This window comes from Haloactinopolyspora alba (assembly GCF_003014555.1).
Lineage (GTDB): Bacteria > Actinomycetota > Actinomycetes > Jiangellales > Jiangellaceae > Haloactinopolyspora > Haloactinopolyspora alba.
This window is the reverse complement of record NZ_PYGE01000033.1, coordinates 15,358-31,800: the sequence shown is the minus strand read 5'-3', so window position 1 is coordinate 31,800 and position 16,443 is coordinate 15,358. Positions and strand designations below refer to the sequence as shown.

At 68.7% G+C, this 16,443-nt stretch carries 20 protein-coding genes; 5 read left to right on the top strand and 15 right to left on the bottom strand.

The window, feature by feature from the left end; all coding sequences use genetic code 11:
• Positions 1 to 456: 456 nt before the first annotated feature.
• The 14 genes from CLV30_RS25345 to gvpJ form a co-directional block, all read right to left on the bottom strand.
• Positions 457 to 1,791: a NupC/NupG family nucleoside CNT transporter gene (locus tag CLV30_RS25345; protein ID WP_106540040.1), complete on the bottom strand. Its 1,335-nt coding sequence runs from the start codon at positions 1,789 to 1,791 to the stop codon at positions 457 to 459.
• Between the two features lie 241 nt (positions 1,792 to 2,032).
• On the bottom strand, positions 2,033 to 3,271 hold the full coding sequence (locus CLV30_RS25340) for a hypothetical protein (protein ID WP_106540039.1): 1,239 nt from the start codon (positions 3,269 to 3,271) through the stop codon (positions 2,033 to 2,035).
• Positions 3,272 to 3,451: 180 nt separating this feature from the next.
• Entirely contained in the window at positions 3,452 to 3,679 is a 228-nt protein-coding gene (locus tag CLV30_RS25335; RefSeq protein ID WP_106540038.1) for a DUF2795 domain-containing protein, read from the bottom strand.
• A gap of 161 nt (positions 3,680 to 3,840) precedes the next feature.
• Positions 3,841 to 4,407, bottom strand: a complete 567-nt coding sequence (locus tag CLV30_RS25330) for a hemerythrin domain-containing protein (RefSeq protein ID WP_106540037.1) — start codon at positions 4,405 to 4,407, stop codon at positions 3,841 to 3,843.
• A 91-nt stretch (positions 4,408 to 4,498) separates the two neighbouring features.
• On the bottom strand, positions 4,499 to 4,678 hold the full coding sequence (locus CLV30_RS26150; RefSeq protein ID WP_129711138.1) for a hypothetical protein: 180 nt from the start codon (positions 4,676 to 4,678) through the stop codon (positions 4,499 to 4,501).
• Between the two features lie 160 nt (positions 4,679 to 4,838).
• Positions 4,839 to 6,275 carry a 3'-5' exonuclease gene (locus tag CLV30_RS25325; RefSeq protein ID WP_165358779.1) on the bottom strand — a complete coding sequence of 479 codons (1,437 nt, stop codon included), beginning with the start codon at positions 6,273 to 6,275 and terminating at the stop codon, positions 4,839 to 4,841.
• 201 nt (positions 6,276 to 6,476) lie between these two features.
• Positions 6,477 to 6,779 (bottom strand): gas vesicle protein K, encoded by a 303-nt coding sequence (locus CLV30_RS25320; protein WP_106540035.1) that lies wholly within the window; start codon positions 6,777 to 6,779, stop codon positions 6,477 to 6,479.
• Positions 6,776 to 6,961: a gas vesicle protein gene (locus tag CLV30_RS25315; RefSeq protein WP_106540034.1), complete on the bottom strand. Its 186-nt coding sequence runs from the start codon at positions 6,959 to 6,961 to the stop codon at positions 6,776 to 6,778. Before CLV30_RS25315 ends, CLV30_RS25320 begins: the two co-directional genes overlap by 4 nt.
• Positions 6,958 to 7,728 carry a GvpL/GvpF family gas vesicle protein gene (locus CLV30_RS25310; RefSeq protein ID WP_106540033.1) on the bottom strand — a complete coding sequence of 257 codons (771 nt, stop codon included), beginning with the start codon at positions 7,726 to 7,728 and terminating at the stop codon, positions 6,958 to 6,960. Before CLV30_RS25310 ends, CLV30_RS25315 begins: the two co-directional genes overlap by 4 nt.
• On the bottom strand, positions 7,721 to 8,050 hold the full coding sequence (locus CLV30_RS25305) for a gas vesicle protein (RefSeq protein WP_106540032.1): 330 nt from the start codon (positions 8,048 to 8,050) through the stop codon (positions 7,721 to 7,723). Before CLV30_RS25305 ends, CLV30_RS25310 begins: the two co-directional genes overlap by 8 nt.
• Positions 8,051 to 8,055: 5 nt before the next feature.
• Entirely contained in the window at positions 8,056 to 8,349 is a 294-nt protein-coding gene (gene gvpO, locus CLV30_RS25300; protein ID WP_106540031.1) for a gas vesicle protein GvpO, read from the bottom strand.
• Between the two features lie 2 nt (positions 8,350 to 8,351).
• Positions 8,352 to 8,603, bottom strand: coding sequence for a gas vesicle protein GvpG (locus CLV30_RS25295; RefSeq protein WP_106540030.1), 252 nt, complete (start codon positions 8,601 to 8,603; stop codon positions 8,352 to 8,354).
• Positions 8,604 to 8,605: 2 nt separating this feature from the next.
• Positions 8,606 to 9,379 carry a GvpL/GvpF family gas vesicle protein gene (locus CLV30_RS25290; protein WP_106540029.1) on the bottom strand — a complete coding sequence of 258 codons (774 nt, stop codon included), beginning with the start codon at positions 9,377 to 9,379 and terminating at the stop codon, positions 8,606 to 8,608.
• Complete coding sequence (gene gvpJ, locus CLV30_RS25285) at positions 9,376 to 9,804, bottom strand: gas vesicle protein GvpJ (RefSeq protein WP_106540028.1); 429 nt, start codon at positions 9,802 to 9,804, stop codon at positions 9,376 to 9,378. Before gvpJ ends, CLV30_RS25290 begins: the two co-directional genes overlap by 4 nt.
• A 327-nt stretch (positions 9,805 to 10,131) precedes the next feature.
• Between gvpJ and CLV30_RS25280 the strand changes: the two genes are divergently transcribed.
• A complete protein-coding gene (locus CLV30_RS25280; RefSeq protein WP_106540027.1) occupies positions 10,132 to 10,359 on the top strand; it encodes a hypothetical protein in 228 nt (75 codons plus the stop codon).
• A 138-nt stretch (positions 10,360 to 10,497) separates the two neighbouring features.
• Here CLV30_RS25280 and CLV30_RS25275 read toward each other — a convergent pair whose 3' ends face one another.
• Positions 10,498 to 11,340: a GntR family transcriptional regulator gene (locus tag CLV30_RS25275; RefSeq protein WP_106540026.1), complete on the bottom strand. Its 843-nt coding sequence runs from the start codon at positions 11,338 to 11,340 to the stop codon at positions 10,498 to 10,500.
• Positions 11,341 to 11,621: 281 nt separating this feature from the next.
• Here CLV30_RS25275 and CLV30_RS25270 point away from each other — a divergent pair, with 281 nt between their 5' ends.
• The 4 genes from CLV30_RS25270 (at position 11,622) to CLV30_RS25255 (ending at position 16,311) form a co-directional block, all read left to right on the top strand.
• Positions 11,622 to 12,887: an extracellular solute-binding protein gene (locus CLV30_RS25270; protein WP_106540025.1), complete on the top strand. Its 1,266-nt coding sequence runs from the start codon at positions 11,622 to 11,624 to the stop codon at positions 12,885 to 12,887.
• Positions 12,888 to 12,956: 69 nt separating this feature from the next.
• Positions 12,957 to 13,934, top strand: a complete 978-nt coding sequence (locus CLV30_RS25265; protein WP_106540024.1) for a carbohydrate ABC transporter permease — start codon at positions 12,957 to 12,959, stop codon at positions 13,932 to 13,934.
• The gene (locus CLV30_RS25260) at positions 13,931 to 14,767 is read left to right on the top strand and encodes a carbohydrate ABC transporter permease (protein ID WP_106540023.1); all 837 of its coding nucleotides are present in this window, start codon (positions 13,931 to 13,933) and stop codon (positions 14,765 to 14,767) included. The genes CLV30_RS25265 and CLV30_RS25260 overlap by 4 nt, the downstream gene beginning before the upstream one ends.
• Before the next feature lie 23 nt (positions 14,768 to 14,790).
• On the top strand, positions 14,791 to 16,311 hold the full coding sequence (locus CLV30_RS25255) for a beta-N-acetylhexosaminidase (protein ID WP_106540022.1): 1,521 nt from the start codon (positions 14,791 to 14,793) through the stop codon (positions 16,309 to 16,311).
• Positions 16,312 to 16,443: the final 132 nt, after the last annotated feature.

The window sequence follows — 16,443 nt, the reverse complement described above, 5'->3', positions numbered from 1 at the left end:
CGTCGACCAGCCGGCGTCGCTCTTGCTCCGACGCACCCGCAGCCTTCTTGAACAGCTCGTTCGTCAACGACTCACGGTCGCGGCGACGCACGTCGACACGGGAGGCTGCACCGGGAAGAGTGTGGACATCCATAGTCGCCACCTCTCCTGATCAGAAGCGATGTGGCGATTTCTTGACCACGAACCCCACCACAACACGTTATGACCCCGTTATCAACCCTCGTGGCCGCACGCGCTTCGGACGGCCGAGTCGATCAGTGTGGAACCGCGTCCGAATGGGGGCGCGCGGTCCTGCCACCCACGAGACCAATCCGGACATCCGGCACACAGGACGTGGAGCCGGTTCCACTCCGATTGTCGCGGGCAACGCGGCGACATTGAGGAGCGGATGACTAATGTTGTCGATGACGGACCCCGTGAACACGGCAACCCGGTCGTCATGGCTCTGCATCGTCGTTAGGTAACGGCGACGAGGCCGGCGATGGCTGCGTTCGCGAGATTGGCGAGTCCGCCGGCGAGCAGGGCGCGGAGCCCGAGCTGAGCGACCTGGGAACGGCGCTCCGGGACGAGGCTGCCAATGGTGCCGATCTGGATCGCAATTGATGACAGGTTCGCAAAACCGGCAAGTGCGAACGTTACGATCACAACGGTAAGACCGGATAGATTGCCAACTTCGGGACCGAAGGCAGCAAACGCGACGAACTCGTTCAGGATGGTCTTCTGTCCGATGTACGAACCGGCCTCCACCGCTTCACTCCACGGCACGCCCAGCAGCCACGCGAGCGGCGAGAGCGCCCAACCGAGGATCTTTTCGAAGGTCAGTCCCTCGTAGCCGAACCAGCCACCCACGCCTCCGAGGATGCCGTTCGCCATCGCGATCATCGCGATGAAGGCAATCAGGAGACCGCCGACCGTGACGGCGATCTTGGCCCCCGCGAGTGCGCCACGGCCGACGGCGTCGATCGCATTGGTTGACTCCTGATCGCGCACCGAGCGCACGTCGATCTCGTCCGGCGAACCCGTCCCGGAGTCTGTCTCTCCTCCGTCCTCGTCCGCTGCGTCTGTCCCGCCGTCTCGACGTGCTTCGTCTCCGTCGCGGTCAGCGACGTACTCCGAGTCCTCGGGCTCGCTGGTCGAGTCCGGCCACATGATCTTGGCCATCACCAGCGCCGCGGGAGCGTTCATCACCGTCGCCGCGAGCAGATACTCCAGAGGCGCACCGAGCACGGAATACCCCACGAGCGTCGACCCCGCCGCCGCGGCGAAGCCGGCGGTCATCACCGTGAACAACTGAGCGGTGCGCAACGATCGCAGATACGGCGCGATCATCAGCGGAGCCTCGCTCTGACCGAGATAGATGACGACGCTCGCATACATCGACTCGACCTTGCTGACCCGCAGCAGCCACGAGATGGCGCCGCCGATCACATACGTGGCGTACTGGATCACTCGGAAGTAGAACAGCAGCCCGATCAGCGCACCCAGGAAGATGATCACCGGAAGGACCCGCAGGGCGAAGATCGTCTCGCCCTGCTCGCCCACGCCTGTCAGCGGACCGAAGACGAACTCGGTGCCATCGCGTGCGTAACCGATGAGTGTCTCGACCTTGCCGGACAACCAATCGAGTGCGCTGCGCCCCGGCCCCCACCTCAGCACGAGGGCGGCGAATGCGAACTGCAGGCCCAGCGCCGCCACGATGGTCCGCCAGCGAATGCCCGCCCTGTTCTTGGACACCGCCACGGCGAAGCCCAACAGCACCGCCAGTCCCAGCAGGCCCCGAAGCTCGCCCATCCTTACGCCAACGCCGCCGTGGCGGGGTGCTCGTGCCGACAGCGGGCGACACTCCGCGCGCGATTCACCAACTCGTCAAGATCCGGAACGCTCAGAAGAAGCCGGGTGATCACCTGCATTGCACGCGTCTACCCGCCCCGGCCCGCCGGCATGCGTCCGGCCGTCAACGGCGCCGCCGTGACCTTCACGGTCAGCCCGGCAGGCTCCCCGATCCAGCTTCCACGGAATCCAGATGACTGGGTCAGCTTGAGGCCTCCTCGCCTGGGCCCTCGTCCTGGGCCGGGCTTTCCTCCTCGCCTCGAGCGTCGAGTTCGTCGTCTTCTCGAGCCTCGTCCGGAACCAGTCGTTCCTGCGCGAGCTGGTCACGGCGCTCGCGTTCGCGGTAGCTGTACGCCGCCTCCCGGACCCGCCTCTCGCTGTCGAAGCTCGTACCCAGGGCGCCGGCTATCCCTGCGGCCGAGGTCGCCAGCCATGCGATGTTCGCGTGCACGGCGAGTCCGGTGGAGCCATCGACATAGCTTTCCAGCACCTGGGTGTCCAGGAGCAGCAACGCTGCGGCCAGGATGAGAGCGAACAGGCCGGCGAACATGCACGCGGTGCCGATCGTCAGGGTGATCACGGTGGAGGCGTTGAACATGCGGATCTCGTCCCGCTCGTGCGGAAGGTCGCCGTGGCGCGGGCTCTCCCACAGGCTGTGCCGGACGATCAGCCAGGTGACGAGCAACGTCAGCGAAGTGAGTGTCGCCACCGACAGCCGGACCGGTCCCAGCGCCTGGCTCAGCTCCCACATGTTGCTGTTGACGAGATAGAAGGCGCCGAACGCCAGGGCGGCCGCGGTGGCGCCGCTGAGTCCGAGGAGCACTCGCCAGGGCCGGTTGTCGCGGATCATGCCCGCGAGCAGCCGTTGCCGACCCCGGGACGCGACGATGCGTACGTCGACGTCCTCTCGCTCCGGCGTCATCCGGTCGAAGTGCCCGGTCAGCCAGTTGACCCGCCGTCTACGTGCCGGTGGATGGGGCTGCTCGTGGTTGTCGGAATCGGCTCCGCGGCCGAGGAGCTCGGCGATGATCTGCACCACGACCCGTCGCAGCCGGGAGCGTAGCCTCGTCACGCCGAAGGCCGGTAACGAGGCCACGCCGGTTCGGTGCGCCCGGCTGACGTCGGCCACGATCGGGCGAGTGCCGCTGCGCAGCGGCAGATCCGTGACGCAGACGACCAGATCCCAGCCGTATCTGCGCGTCCGCTCGCGCCCGAGGTCCAGCATCGAGACATGATCACCCTTGCCGGGCGGCAGCCGTTCGTAGGAGACCTGGACGTCCCACCCGGTTTCGTCACCGAGGTGCTCGGCCAGCAGTTCCGGCAGGTCATGGTGCAGCCGACGCGCCAGCTCGGCCGGTGCGGCCTCCGGGTCGGCCAGGAGCCCGACCACGACGCGCTCGCGCCCCGCCGCGAGACGCTCGTCCGCCGACGACGTGCTCATGAGATGACCACCGAATCGTTGCCGGTCATGTGGAACACGGCGGATACCCGCCGACCGACCGGCCAAACCGGCTCGGCCGCCGAGCTACGTGTCACAAGATCATCCGGATGGACTTTGGCCGGTGCTCGACATCAAGCCCTGGTTCACCGAGATGGGACCCCCGCGCGAGTCAAGGCGGCATCAGCGGGCGGTACCACCGGGTTGGTCCTCGCCCTCAGGCTCGTGCGCCACGGATTCCACGACTTCGGTGATGCTGGCGAATCGTCGCTCCGGCAGTGTATGCAGCGCGTTCCTTGTCTTCTGGTCGATGCCTCGCGTCTCGGCATAGTCCAGGAGCGAACCCCGGCTCGCGGGGAAGTCCGCACCCTGCAGTGCCTTCGCGACGCGCTGATCATCTCGATCGGTCATCGTGCCTCCAATGCTCGGTTGGCGCGTGGTGTCCGGACACCCACCCATTGGTGCCGTACCTCAACACGGCCGGAGCATGTGTCGTCGCGCGACGCGATGGTCGATGGCGTGCACCGGCCGCCCACACGAACACAGCCGGATCCGCACACCGTGTTCGGATCTCAGCCCGGCCCGTGCGGACGCCCGGTGACCGCGTCCCGGATGCGGTCCACGAGGCCGGCGCCTGGCGCGAGGATCTTGTTCATCGGCGGCTTGTCCGGAGCACCGGGATGCGGCCGTGTCGGAGCAGTGTTCTTGGCTTGCTCGATGTCGTGCCCGAGCTGCCCGAGCGTGGCGGTGGAGCACGCCTCGGCGAGATCGGGCAGCGCACCGTTCTCTTCGTCCTGCACATGATGGCGGATGTCACTCATCAGGCGGTCGAGCGTGGGCCGGAACTCCGGGTCGTGGGCATCCATGCCTTCGAGCTCCTTCATCACCCGTTCGGCCTCGGCATGCTCGACGAGCTCGTGATCGGCGATCGAGTGTCCGTCGGACAGGTGCTCACGTATCGCGGGGTAGAGATACTGCTCCTCGGCGACGGAATGGCGGACGAGCTCGGCGATGGCAGCGTCGGCCAGCCGGCGGACGTGCTCGGCGTCGTCGCTGGCCTCGATCTGCTGGAACAGGTCCTCGATCTCCCGATGGTCCTCGACGAGGATGTCGACGACCGTGCGCGTGCCCTCGGCCATGGTTCCTCCTCGTTTCGCCCTGCCACGCGGCGGCAGGCCGACACCAAGGCGATACCCCGAACGGCAGGGCGAAACACGCCACTCATGAAGTTCAGTCCTCGCCCTCCTCGCCCCCGCCGTCTTCCTGCTCCTGCTCCTGCTCCTGTTCCTGCTGTTCGTCCCCGTTCTCGCCTCCTTCGCACGTGGTAGCCACGGTGAAAGGCAGGACGAGGATGAGCATCAGCGAAGATGCTCGCCGGCGATGTCGATTCTTCGCGGTGGACTCGGCCATGTCGCCTCCTGGAACGGACGTCACGTCGGTTCCACTCTCACCGAGACCGAGGGCCCGTGCAACGGATCACTCCAGCGCGAGCGCGACACGTGCGGACGGTCCGGCGAGCATTGCGGTTGAGGACCACCCGCCGACCGTGTTCGATCCGGACAGCACCTGTTCAGGAAGGCGCCGGCCGCGGCTCGGCCGTCTTGGGCCGGGACGGTTGGAGGTGGTCGAGCAGGACCCGGTACTCGTCGGGATGGACGGTCCTGACGTCGAGCTGCCGCGCCTTCTGGGCCTTGCCGCCGTCCATGGTTCCGTCGCTGACGAGCAGCGTCGTCTTCGTGGACACGTTGCCGAGCACACGGACACCGAGTTCCTCGGACCGCCCCTCCAAGCCGACCCGATCGTGGCGCTCGCATCCGGTGAAGACCACCTTGTCCCCCACCCGGAGTGGTTCCCCGTGCTGCCAGTCGTCCGGGAGCGGCCCGAGCCCGGCGCTGAGCCGGTTGTGACGCGCCTGTTCCGCGTGGTCGAGCAGCGCGGGGACGACCTTCGGGCCGACGTCGAGCAGGCCCGCGATGTGCAGGAGCTCGTTGCGCTCGGCACGGGTGACCTTCCCGTCGTCGAGCGCCTCGTGGGCGAGCGCGAGCACGAACGCCTGGTTGGCCGACGCGACGTCCGCCTCGGCGAGACCGACGGCCTCGGCGACGCCCTTCAGGTCCGCGGCCTCGTCGTCGGTGATCTCGCCGTCCTCCAGCACTTCGGCGAGCTTCTCCAGGTACGTCACCGAGCCGTCGGGCGCACCCTCGTCGAGCGCGTCCGCCAGCGAGAATCGGTCGATCAGCTCCACCAGCGCTTTGGCCTCGGCCGACGCCTGGTCACGGAGACTGGCGCGCGCCCGGGTCGACTGCCCTTGGACAGCCGTGTCCGACAGGGTTTCCTGTGGCTCCAGGGTGGGGCCGGCCGGCCACCGGAGCCTCGATGCCTGCTCGGGCAGTGCCACATGCTCGGCGAGGGGCGACGGTCCCCAGTTCGGATGCATGAACGCCGCCAACAGCGACGCGGTCGCCGTGGCGTCGCCGAGCGCGGAGTGGGCGCCGGACACCCGGGTTCCGACGGCCCAGCAGCAGTCGGCCAGTCTGCGCCGGTCCAGATGCGGCAGGTGGTACTGCGACGCGTCGAGCGTGCACAAGGCCGGCACGTGCGGCAGCACCCAGCCGAGGCGTCGATATTCGGCGCGGAGGAACGCCAGATCGAACGGCGCGTTGTGGGCGACCACGGCAGCCCCGGCGAGCCGCCGGTTCAACGGGACGAGCACGTCCGCGAACAACGGGGCATCGGCGACGTCGGCCTGGGTGATGCCGTGGATCTCCGTGGCTCCAACAGGGCCCTGCGGGTTCAGCCGGGTCGCCCACTCGTCCAGCACCCGCCCGTGGGCGTCGGTGGTGACGACCGCGATCTCGGCGATGCGGTGCGCCGCCGGCCTGAGGCCGGTGGTCTCCACGTCGAGCACGGCGAAGCGCGGCAGGCCGTCGATGTCGGTCGTCCGTCGCGGCGGCATCTCGTCGGCGGATTGGTGGCTGCGGGAACGGAAACGGTCGAGAAATCCCATGGCGTGGTCCTTCGAGCTGCTGATCGGAGAGTCGCGCCATGCTGGCAGCAGCCTCGGACACTTGGTCCCGAACAGGTCGGATACCCCGACGACTTGCCGGATCATGCTCCATCCTGGCTGTGCGCGCCCTTCCGCGGGCATCTCCTGGCTCCCTCGTGTCCGTGAGCACCGCGATACCAGTGGCCCTCGCGGCGGCGTGGTTCAGCCGTCGCTCAGAAGCGTGCCCAGCGGTCCGAGGTCGATGTCGAGGTCCTTGACGGTGAGGCCGTAGCGGCCTCGGAGTTCTGCCATCGCCTGCTCGAGTCGCATCAGGGCGATGCCGAGGGCGTCGACCTCGTCGTCGGTGAGATCACCCTGCTCGACCCGCCGCAGAGCCTGCCGCTCCATCAACTGCCGGATCAGCTCGACCACCGTGAGAACGAGCGTGAACAGGTCACGCTCCACGGAGTCCGCGTCCGACGCCAGTCGTTTCGGCAGGAGCGTCGGTTCACCGTCGATGCTCATCCCCGCCCCTCTGCCCGTACCGAGCTCACGAGCGCGCGCAACTCGACGCGGACCAGGTCGACCCCCGCCAACGAGATGGTGATGTCGCCGGCCAGGGCGACACCGGTCCCGAGCAGACGATCGAGCAGATCGACCAAAGCGACCTGCCCGGTCGGACGTGCGGCGGGCGCGATCTCGGTCATGTCTCGTCCATGGCCGCGAAGGAGTAGGCGGGCCACGGCCCGGTCAGGTCCACGCGTTCGTCCGGATGCCGGTCTCGCAGTGCCTGCGTGGCGGCACGGAACTCGTCGGACGCGCTGGAGTCGACGAGGTAGGCGGCGTTGAGCGTCATGGTCGCCTCCTCGCCGGTGAGCCGGCCGTCCTGGAGAGCCAGTCGGCGCGCGGCCGTCGCGTGGCGGGTCAACTCGTCATGGACGTCGTCCGCGGCGGTGGCCGCCTGCTCGGCCGCGCCCTTCAGCCGGTCGACGTGTGCCTTTCGGCGCGCGAGATAGGCGGCGCCGGAGCCGGGCGCGGTGCTCACCTCTCGTGCTGCGGGCACCGGCTCCGGAATGGGTCCGGCGAAGACCTTGACGCTCCACTCCGCGCGCCCGGCGACCCGGTCGAGCACCTGGCGGAGATCCGGCGCCCAACGCGCCAGCCGTGACCGGACGCTCGCATCGTCCATGCAGACCGTCGCCAGCCGCAGCGGGGCGGTCGGCGCTCGGCTTGCCACCCCGGACACGACCTCGTGATGCGTGCGCGCCACCGTGTCCAGCCAGTCCAGATCCTGTAGGTGCTCCGACAGCTCGTCCTCGCCGAACTCGTCGAGGCCGACAGTGCTGACGATGGCCAGCAGGCCCTCGTGTTCGACCGCTTGCACCTCGGCGCCACCGAGGCCGCGCAGCTCGGCGAGTTCGGCGGGGTCGACCCACCTGCTGATCGCGTACATGTAGCGCCCGGCCTCACCCATCGGTGGACTCCAGCGACTCGAGACGCTCGCGCAGACGCTCGTTCTCCTCGGCCAGGTCCTGCCGGCCGTCGGTCAGCATCGGGTCTCGACGCCACCAGTCGATGCCCATCTCCTGGGCACGCTCGACCGACGCGACGAGCAGGCGGATCTTGATGGTGAGTAGTTCGATGTCGAGGAGATTCACTCGAATGTCGCCGGCGATCACGATCCCCTTGTCGAGGACCCGCTCCAGGATGTCCGCCAGGTTCGCCGGCTGCGGCGCAGCCGGGACCGCCGAGCCCTGGTTCCGGGCGAGCAACGATTCCGACGTTCGTTCGCTCATCGTCGTCAGTCCTCTCTCGCCCGGCCCCGGTCGTATCGACGTAGTCGCCGGAACGACGTCACCTCGGCTCCGTCGTCGAGATCCACCTCGTAGGCGGAGAGCAGGTCGGTCGAGTCCGGCACGCGGCGCAGCTCGACCACCTCCAGGCGCACCCGCCACCCGTCCTCGTGGCGCTCGACCCCGATCACCGACTCGATGTCGTGTCCGGTGAGTTCGGCGAGCTCCCGCACTGCCCTGGTGGCCACGCTCGGCGCCGTGGGCCGTTCCGGCGCGGATTCGGATTCACTCGAGGTCGACATGTTCAGTGCTCCTGGTAGCCGCGATCGTGCGGGCGGTCGACGAGCCGGGCGACCAGTTCGTCCTCCATCGTCGACGCCTCGGCGTCCGTGAGCGCGCCCTCGGCGCGTGCCCGGTCGATCTCCTCGAGTTCGCGCCGTATGGTCGCCGGGTCGTAGTACTGGCGCTCGGCCTGGTCCCGCAGCAGCTCAGCGATTCTCGCCACGCCGCGCAACGGCGCCACCGGCAAGGTCAGCAATCCACTCAGCAAACCCATGATCAGGCTTCCGGTGTGAAGTCGTAGGGAGCCGCCGGACCCATGAGCTGGACGGTCGCGCGGCCCGAGAGGGCCGCGGCCACGCGTTCGGCGGCGTCCTCGAACTCCGTCCGCCGCTCTTCGTCGACCAGTAGCGCGACGTGGATCAGGTCGTCGACGCCGGTGGCGGAGCGGACGTTGCGCTCCGCGACGTGCGGGTCCAGATGGTCGAGCACAGTCCGGCCGTCGACCTCGCGCTTGGCCTCCAGCGCCGCGGAGACGAGTTCACCGAGCCGGACCCGGTCGGCCCACCCGGCGTGCTCGGGCAACTCGCGCGTACGTTCGCGCAGCGCCGCGATGTCGGGATTCTCCGACACGACCTCGGCCAGGACACTCGCCTCGTCGTAGCGGGCACGCACGACGAACTGACGCCGTCCCGCGAGAGATGCGAGGACGTCTGCGAAGTACTCGACGTTCGGCGCGAGCAGTTCACCCACGATCTCGGCGGATCCGGCGACGACCGAGCCGAAGCGCACCGGCATCACCGGCACCCGTTCCGCGAACGTGTCCACCACCTGGCGGTGCGCGAGCAGATCCGCCCGGCGCCCGAAGGTGCGGTCGCTCCTGACGGCGCCGACCACCGCTCCGACGGAGCCGTGCCCGATCACCTGGACCGGTCGCCCGTCGAGCCCGGCCAGATCGGTCGGCGTCCGCGCGCCCGCGGGCACGATGGCGTAGACGTAGCCGGCGGCCGGTTGCGCCGGCGACTCGTCGCGCGGTCGATGCCCGAGCGTCATGACTGTCCGCTCTTGCGACTGCCGGACGACCCCGATCTGCTCGCGCCACGACGCGGCTTCGTCTCGGTCTCTTCGTCGTCCCCGTCGCCGCCCGTGACCGCCTGCTTCAGTCCCTCGATGGCACCGGCGGTCTTGCCCTTGGCGCCTTCGTGGGCCCCACTGCCCATGAGGTCGGTGAGATCCTCGCCGCCCTTCTGGTGCAGATCGAGCCGGTTCGTCGCCTCGGCGAAGCGCAGGTACGTGTCGACGCTGGCGATCACGATGCGAGCATCGACAGTGAGCAGTTCGATGCCGACCAGCGAGACCCGGACGTAGGCGTCGATCACCAGGCCTTTGTCGAGAATCGTGTCGACGACGTCGGCGAGCCCGCTGGGCGCGGGCCGCTCGAGATAGCCTCCGGCTCGTTGCTGGTTCGTCACCGTCATGGCGCACCTTCCGATGGTCAGAGGGATCTGCGTGAGGCCGCGTCCCTGACACCTTCCTTATTCGGACGTTTTGCGTGAAATGTAAGACAGTCGGTTACCCCGAGGCGCCCGGGCCAAACAGGATCCGGCGGGGCCGGCCCGAAATGATCATGCAGCTCGACGGGCCGAGCCGGTTTGAGACCGGTCGACCGGGGTACGCGAAGAGTCTGACGACGGTTGAACAAGCTGCGCGGCCGTGGAACACCGACGACCGCGCCGACACGGCAGGCCTTTTCCGGCGCCGTTCCCGGGCGCTGTGTGGAATGTACGTGCGAAAGGACCGAACCGATGACACTCCAAGCCTCGGAGATTCAGCGGATCGATTACCACATCGTCGCACTGAACAAGTACCGGCACGAATGCACCGACCCGGTCGAACTCATTCAGACCACAGCGCGGATCGACGGCTGGCTGGACGAGCGCCTCGTATTCATGCAGGTGAGAGATCATCTTGAGCCGACGCAGGGCCCGCAGGTGCCTGCCCGGGCCGGCCACGGATCAGGTGACACACGCTGACAGCTGTGGGCCCGTGTTCACGGCGCGCGGGTCCTCGCGCACGTCGGCAGCAGACGCTCGTCGTCGTTGCGTGGCGACACAGCGATCAACCGCGGGAACGACCGGCCCTGTCACTGCGAGGTGACGGGGCCGTCGCGCTCAACGGTCCGCGTACACGTCGCCGAGCGTGGAGGCGCTGATCGAGTCGCCGTGCGCGAAGTCCCCGGTCGGGATGCCCGGATGGTGGCCGTCACCGGCGGTGCTGGGAGCCGCCGCGTCGCTGCCCAGCGTGAGGCGGGAGACGATGCGGTAGCGGTCGCCCCGGTAGACGGAGTGGACGTACTCCACCGGGTGGCCGTCGGTGTCGGTGGTGAGGCGCTCGAAGAGCAGCGCCGGGGACAGCTCCGGCACGTTCAGGAGCTCGGCTTCGGTCTTGGTGACGACGGTCGGCTCGATCGCCTGGACCGCCTCACGCACGTGGACCGCGTGGTGCTCGCGCAGGTGCTCGTACAGGTCGCCGTTCTCGAGCTCTTCGGCGGTCAGGTCCGGTGCCCGCTCGGCCGGGATGTGCAGGTGCTCGATGGCCATGGGGTCGCCGTCGACGAGGCACAACCGGGCGACGTAGGCGATCTCGGCGGCCGGGGACATGTGCAGCTTGCGGCCGATGCGGGCGCCGGCCGGGACGTGGGTGAACTCGAGCAACCGGCTCGACCACGCGCCCCGCGGCCGTGGCACGCTCATCGCCTGCTGGTCGCCGACCAGTTCCTGGGTGATCTTCGCGGGGGCGACGAACATGCCCCGGCCGTGCTCGCGCACCAGGACACCCGCGGCCACGAGCTCGTTGACGGCGGCGCGCAGCGTGGGCCTGGACACGCCCAGGTCGGCGCACAGCCTGCGCTCGGACGGAATCGGGGCTCCCGCCTCGCGCGTCTCGACGAGCTCGAGGATGGCGCTACGCACCCGCTCGCGCTTGAGGACCGCTCCCGGTGCCTCCGACTCCATGTAAGGGTCCTCCTCGACGTGTAGCGACCTTGCCGTCTCCCCCTGTTTACCAGTTTACGTCTTAAGCCGAATTTGCCTGCTGGTCAACCCAGTTATATCCACCCGGACACCGCCAGCGCAACGCCAGTACGCTGTCAGCAAGCGTCGGATTGCACAACGTTGCAGCTCTTGACACCGCACAGCGGGCTATGGGAGGTTCTCCCACCAATCCTAACTGGTTATGTATCCAGTGGACCACTGGCAAAGTGGTCCGTTCCGCTCAACCGTCCAAGAGGTGGATCATGAGGTTTCGCTCGATCGTCGGCGCGACAGCGCTGACGCTGACCGCCGCGCTCAGTGCCTGCGGTTCCACCGACTCGTCGGCGGGTTCCGACGGCAAGACGACCGTCGACGTGTGGCTGATGCGCGACAGCGTGTCGTCCGAATTCCAGCAGAAGTTCGAGGCGGACTTCGAGGCCGACCATCCGGACATCGACGCCAACATCCAGATCCAGGAGTGGGACGGCATCGGCGAGAAGGTCGTCGCCGCGCTGGCCAGCAACGACGCTCCGGACGTCATCGAGGTCGGCAACACCCAGGCAGCGCAGTACGCCGCCAGCGGCGGTCTGCGTGATCTCAGCGACAAGGTGGCCGAACTCGGCGGTGAGGACTGGCTCGACGGGCTCGCGGAGCCGGCCAACCACGAGGGCGCCCAGTACGGCGTCCCCTACTACGCCGCGAGCCGCGTCGTCGTGTATCGCAAGGACCTGTTCGAGGCCAAGGGCATCGACGCGTCCACCATCAAGACCCGCGAGCAGTGGATCGACGCCACGACCACCCTCAACAGCGGTGGCACCCAGGGGATCTATCTGCCGGGCCAGAACTGGCACGTCCTGGCCGGGTTCATCTGGGACGAGGGAGGCACGTTCGCGGTCCAGTCCGGTGGCCAGTGGGAGGGTGCTCTGGACTCCCCCGAGGCGATGAGCGGCATGGCCTTCTACCAGGAGCTGCAGGCCCTCGGTCAGGGGCCGCGCGACTCCGACGTGGCGTCGCCGCCGCAGACCGACGTCATGGCCCAGGGCGAGGTCGCCCAGATCATCGCCGCGCCCGGCGCCGCCGACCTCGTCGTCGAGGCGAACCCCGAGCTCGAGGGCAAACTCGGGTTCTTCCCGATTCCGGGCAAGACCGCTGACACCCCGGGCGCGGTCTTCGTCGGCGGCTCCGTCCTGGTCATCCCGACCGCCTCGAGCGACCCGGATGCCGCCACCACCTTCATCAAGGAGCTCGCCGGCGACGAGTGGCAGCGCGAGCTCGCCGCGACCATGAGCTACGTGCCCAACAAGACGACCCTCGTCGACGCCGTCGAGGACGACCCGGGCGCGGCAGCCATGGCGGTCGGCGCCTCCCAGAACGGGCACACGACGCCGATCGCACCCGGCTGGGCGACCGTGGAGTCGGAGAACCTGGTCCACGACTACATGACCGCCGTGCTCACCGGCGGGGACCCGGCCCAGGAAGCCGCGAGCGCGTCCGAGGCGATCAGCCGCGCCATGAACAGTGCCTCGTAACTCCCGCCCGCATCCGAGCACGCGCTGTCGCGAGCCGCGGCCGAACCTGCACCCCCGAGGAGGAAGCCGATGACGGCCGTCCAAGAGCGCACCGCCGACACCGGGCGCACTCCGGGACGAGACCGGCGCACCTGGCGATCCGGGCGCTCCGGCGGGCGGCGGCGACCGAACCCGTGGCCGTACGTCCTCATCGCCCCTGCCGTTCTCGGCACTGCGTATCTCCTGGTCTACCCGCTGCTGCGGGCGTTGATCATCTCGATGCAGGACTTCAAGCTCGAACAGCTCATCAGCGGCGACGCCGAGTTCGTCGGCCTGCGCAACTACCAGGAGCTGTTGACCGACAGCCGGTTCTGGGACGTGGTCGGGCGCACCTTCGTCTTCATGGCGATCAACGTCGTGCTGATCATGGCGATCTCCAGCCTGGTGGCGTTGATGACGGAGCGCCTCGGCCGGATCTGGCGGGCACTGGTGCTCAGCGCACTGGTGCTCGCCTGGGCGATGCCGGTTCTCGCGGCGACGACGGTGTTCCAGTGGCTGTTCCACTCCGAGTTCGGCGTCGTCAACTGGGCGCTGACCGGCCTCGGCCTCGAATCCTTCGATCGCTACCCGTGGCTGGCCAACGGGACGGCGGCGTTCGCGATTCTCGTGCTGCTGGTCGTGTGGCAGTCGGTGCCGTTCGCGGCGATCACGCTGTACTCGGCACTGACCACCGTCCCCGGCGATCTGTACGAGGCGGCGCGGTTGGACGGCGCCGGCGCCTGGCGCATCGTCCGCTACATCACGCTGCCGATGGTGCGGCCGATCTTCATGCTGGTCACCTCGCTCGAAGTGATCTGGACGTTCAAGGCGTTCGTACAGATCTGGGTGATGACCCAGGGCGGGCCCGACGACGCCACCACCATTCTCCCCGTCTACGCCGTCCAGCGCGCGCTGTCGTCGCAGCAGTACGACCTGGGCGCGGCCGCTTCGATGATCACGGTGCTGCTGATCTCCGGAGTCCTGGTCTTCTACTTCCGGCAGATGTTCCGACAGGAGGCCGAACTGTGAACCGGTCCTTCAGGCTGCGGCGCCTGCCGCTGTACGCGGCCGCTGCGGTCACCGTCACGCTGTGCCTGTTCCCCGTGTACTGGATGATGTCGACGGCGTTCAAGCCGACCCGCGACATCCAGACGGACACGCCGCAGCTCCTGCCCACCACGTGGACGTTCGACCACTTCCGCACCGCGGTGCAGGCCGACGGGTTCGCGCTGTTCTGGCGCAACAGCATCCTGGTGACGGTCTCGGCCGTGCTCCTCGCGCTACTGGTGGCTCTGGGCGCCGCGTTCGCCGTGGCACGCCTGCGGTGGCGGGGGCGGCGGCAGTTCATCCTGATGATCTTCATCGCCCAGATGGCCCCCTGGGAGTCGCTGATCATCCCGATGTACATCATCTCGCGGGACACCGGCATGCTCGATCGACTTCCGATCCTGACGCTCATCTACTTCATGATCACGCTGCCGTTCACGGTGGTGGTCCTGCGCGGCTTCCTCGCCACGATCCCGCCGGAGCTCGAGGAATCGGCCCGGGTGGACGGCTGCACCCACCTGGGCGCCTTCCGCCGAGTGGTGTTCCCGCTGCTCGCACCAGGGCTCATGGCGACGTCGATGTTCGGCTTCATCACCGCGTGGAACGAGTTCGCCTACGCCAACTTCCTGATCATCAAGGACCAGGACAGCCGGACGCTGCCGGTCTGGCTGTCGTCGTTCCAGAACACGTTCGGCACCGACTGGGGCGCCACCATGGCGGCGTCCACTCTCTTCGCCCTGCCCGCACTGGCGATCTTCCTGCTGTTGCAGCGCCATGTCACGTCGGGCTTCGCGTCCGGCGCCGTCAAAGGCTGACACCCCGACTCCAAGAGGACTCCGTGCCTGTACCTCACGCTGACATCCATGTCCTTCCGCGCCCCACCGAGTTGACCACCCTGCCCGGTCGGTTCACCCTCGACGCCGGCACCTCGGTGCGGGTCGGGCCGGGCACCGAGCCCGCCGCGTCCCTGCTGCGTGAACTGTTCACCCCGGCGATCGGACCGGCCCTGCCCCCGTCCGCCGACGGCGCCGTCGCCCTCGTCCTGGACACCGACCGGGCCGACCTGGGCACCGAGGGTTACCACCTGACCGTCGGCCCCGACGAGGTGCTGCTGCGGGCGGCCGCCCCCGCCGGACTGCTGCACGCGGTACAGACGCTGCGCCAACTGCTGCCCGCCGAGGCGTTCGACGAGCAGCCGACGCGGGCGTCCGCGTGGGAGGTCCCGTGCGTCCGGATCACCGACGTGCCCCGCCTGCCGTGGCGCGGCGCCATGATCGACGTCGCCCGCCATTTCCAGCCCATCTCCGCTCTGCGCCGTTTCGTCGACCTGCTGGCGCTGCACAAGATGAACGTGCTGCATCTGCATCTGACCGACGACCAGGGCTGGCGGATGCCGGTGGCGGCCTACCCCAAGCTCGTCGAGATCGGGGCGCACCGCCCGGAGACCACGGGCGACGGCGTGCCGCACGGCGGGTCCTACACCCGCCGGGAGCTGACGGACCTCGTCGCCTACGCCGCGCGGCGGGGAATCACCATCGTTCCCGAGATCGAGCTGCCCGGCCATTCACGGGCCGCCCTGGCCGCGTACCCCGAGCTGGGCAACCACCCGGACCGCGTACTCGGCGTGTGGACCCGCTGGGGCGTGTCCGAGCAGATCCTCGGTGTGCACGATCTCACGCAGGACTTCTGCCGCACCGTTCTCGACGAGGTCATGGACACCTTCCCCGGCCGCTACATCCATCTCGGCGGGGACGAGTGCCCGCTCACCGAGTGGGAGCAGAGCCCGGACGCCGCGGCACGGATGCGTGAGCACGGGCTGACCGGGCCGCGTGAGCTGTACCGCTGGTTCATGGCCGAGGTCGGCAACCACGTGCTTCGCGCCGGGCGCCGTCCCGTCGCCTGGGCGGAAGGTGACGACCTCACCCTGCCCAGCCCGTTCACCGTGCTGCCCTGGCGCGACGAAGCTCACGGGCGGGCCGCGGCCGACCGCGGCCACGACGTCGTCATGGCGCCGCACCTGGCCACCTACCTCGACTACGCCGAGACGTCGGATCCCGGCGAGCTTCCCTCGCCCGACGGAAGCGTCACGGAACTGCACACCGTGCAGGCCTACGCGCCGGTGCCGGACTCGTGGGAGCCCGACGCCGCCGCACGCGTCCTCGGCACCCAGGGCCAGTTGTGGAGCGAGTACCTGCCCACCCCCGAGCACGTCGAATACCGGGCCTTCCCCCGGCTGTGCGCCCTCGCCGAGTCCGCCTGGTCCGGCCCCGGCGACTGGTCCGACTTCACCCGCCGGCTGGAGCACCACCGGCTTCGGCTGGACGTGCTCGGCGTGCCGCGCACGCAGCCGAGCAGCTGAGACCACGTCCGTGCACGACCGAAAGGAGGAGCGATACCACACCCGGCACCGGGTTCCGGATCTTGCGACTGCGCTGTCCTGATGCTCGGGAGCGGCGCAGCTGCTGCCAGCAGAAGGGAACCGCGCGCATGC